Here is a 1659-nt window from a genome sequence, read left to right as displayed (position 1 = left end):
GAAACAATTACCCCAGAGGTAATGGCGAAGCCTGGCGGCCATGACCATGCTGATCCGCCACAGAAAAGTGAGAGCCCCGATGCAGACTGGCCAGATACTCGCGGAACTGCGTAAAGCCCGCCGCCTCAGCCAACTGGAACTGGCGTTACGGGCCGACGTATCCAGCCGGCACCTGAGCTTTATCGAAACCGGACGCAGCCAGCCAAGCCCTGCCATGCTCAAACGTCTGGCACTGGAAATGGAGTTAAGCTGCCGGGACACGAATCGACTACTGCTGGCGGCGGGTTACGCACCTGCCTTCACCGAAACGGACCTGAGCAGTAACAGCATGGCACCGGTGCGCGAAGCGCTGAGCGTCATGCTCACAAACCACAACCCGCTGCCTGCCGTCGTCCTCGATGCCCACTGGAATGTATTAATGGCCAACGAGGCTCAGCAGCGGCTGATGGGCCTGATGATTGAGGAGCGCGGGCTTTTTCCACAGACCGCCAATGTGGTCGAACTGGTGTTCCATCCCCAGGGTTATCGGCCGTTTCTGCGCAACTGGGATGAGGTGGCCGCCTTCCTGCTGCGCCGCCTGCACCGTGACCAGCAAGCTCGCCCTGACCCGGCACTGGCCACATTGCTTGATCGGCTGGCGGAATTGGCCGATCTGGACGCCCTGCTGCATCAACCACCCGGTAATGATCACAGCGCGCCCATGATGGCCCTGGACATTGAGCTGGCCGGCCAGCGGCTACGCAGCTTCTCCACCCTGGCCAGCTTTGGCACCGCGCTGGATGTGGTCATGGAAGAACTGCGCATCGAACATTACTTCCCCGCCGATGAGGCCACCCGCCGCTGGTTCCGAAATCAGATTCAATAGGCCTCACCCATCGAAGGGGGGCGTACAAACCCGTATAATTCGCCCCCCAAGCAATCACCGGCAGCAACAATGACTGACTTTATCCCCGGCCAACGCTGGCTGAGCGAATCCGAAACCGAGCTGGGCCTCGGCATCATCAAGGAATTGGATTACCGACTGGTCACCGTTGAATACCCGGCGGTAGAGGAAGAGCGCACCTACGCCAAGAACAATGCCCCCCTGTCCCGGGTCACCTTCGACAGCGGCGACACCATCCGCACCGCCGATGAAATGGAGCTGGTGGTCACCGAAGTCAACGAGCTCAACGGCCTCAAGGTCTACATGGCGCACCCGAAAGATGGCAGCCCGGACGATATTCAGCCGGTGCCGGAAACCAACCTGGGTCACACCCTGCGCCTGACGGCGGCACTGGACCGCCTGCTGTCCAATCAACTGTCTTCCAATCGCTGGTTTGAACTGCGTATCGACGCCCTCAATGCGCACTGCCGCCAGCAGCAATCCACCATCAAGGGGTTGCGTGGCCCGCGCATCGACCTGATTGGCCACCAGTTGTATATCGCCGACCAGGTGGCCAACCGTTTTGCCCCACGGGTATTGCTAGCCGATGAAGTGGGCCTGGGGAAAACCATCGAAGCCGGCCTGATCCTGCATCAGCAACTACTCACCGGCCGGGCCAAGCGGGTACTGGTGGTGGTGCCTTCCCCACTGGTGCACCAGTGGTTTGTGGAAATGGTGCGCCGCTTCCACCTGCCCTTCTCTATCTTTGATGCCGAGCGCCTTAACGCCCTGCAGCC

The 1659-nt window shown here is 60.6% G+C and carries 2 protein-coding genes; both read left to right on the top strand.

The features are described 5' to 3' along the window. Positions 1–79: 79 nt before the first annotated feature. Positions 80–865 carry a helix-turn-helix domain-containing protein gene (locus tag A3754_RS22105; RefSeq protein ID WP_063521356.1) on the top strand — a complete coding sequence of 262 codons (786 nt, stop codon included), beginning with the start codon at positions 80–82 and terminating at the stop codon, positions 863–865. Between the two features lie 69 nt (positions 866–934). Next, positions 935–1659: SNF2-related protein (locus tag A3754_RS22100; RefSeq protein WP_231880739.1), on the top strand; the 725-nt coding region annotated here is incomplete at its 3' end.

Source organism: Alcanivorax sp. HI0083 (genome assembly GCF_001635175.1).
The sequence above is the reverse complement of the archived record's forward strand: the minus strand, read 5'-3'. Positions and strand labels throughout refer to the sequence as shown.

Bases quoted from the DNA above. Each gene is read 5' to 3' on its own strand.
- A3754_RS22105 (WP_063521356.1), top strand. From the start codon at position 80: ATGCAGACTGGCCAGATACTCGCGGAACTGCGTAAAGCCCGCCGCCTC.